The organism is Acinetobacter sp. B-6 (assembly GCF_056930735.1).
In genome coordinates this window covers 1-731 of sequence record NZ_JBXPBY010000049.1, presented here as the reverse complement: position 1 = coordinate 731, position 731 = coordinate 1, and the positions used below count along the sequence as shown (strand labels likewise).

The window sequence follows — 731 nt, the reverse complement described above, 5'->3', positions numbered from 1 at the left end:
CAAAAACCAAACAGCATCAGGCTTTAGCGTTACTGGTTTGGTGAATGGCGAAGATAGTTCGGTATTGACAGGTGTGACAGCATCTGTAACGGCTAAAGACGCAGGCAGTTATACGAACAAAGCCAATGGCGTTGATAAAAACTATGATCTCACCTTTGTTGATGGAGCATTGGATATTGCCAAAGCCAAAGCGACTGTAACGGCGAATAGCGTATCAACTGTTTATAATGGACAAAACCAAACAGCATCAGGCTTTAGTGCAACAGGTTTGGTCAATGGTGAAACTGAATCTGTACTTTCTGATGTGACTGCATCTGTTACCGCTAAAGATGCAGGCAGTTATACGAACAAAGCCAATGGTGTCGATAAAAACTACGATCTAACCTTTGTCGATGGGGCTTTAGATATTGCCAAAGCCAAAGCGACTGTAATGGCGAATAGTTTAAATACGACCTATAACGGTCAAAACCAAACAGCATCAGGCTTTAGCGCTACTGGTTTGGTCAATGGCGAAACCGAATCTGTACTTTCTGGTGTGACAGCATCCGTAACGGCTAAAGATGCAGGTAGTTATACGAATAAAGCCAATGGCGTTGATAAAAACTACGATCTGACCTTTGTGGATGGCGCTTTGGATATTGCCAAAGCCAAAGCGACGGTGACAGCGAATAGCGTATCAACTGTTTATAACGGACAAAATCAAACTGCATCAGGCTTTAGTGCAACAGGTC

At 43.2% G+C, this 731-nt stretch carries 1 protein-coding gene; it reads left to right on the top strand.

Going from position 1 to position 731, the window contains the following annotated elements; genetic code table 11:
- The coding region (locus tag AC1Z3T_RS21165; protein ID WP_483396993.1) for an MBG domain-containing protein at window positions 1-731 on the top strand (731 nt) is incomplete at both ends.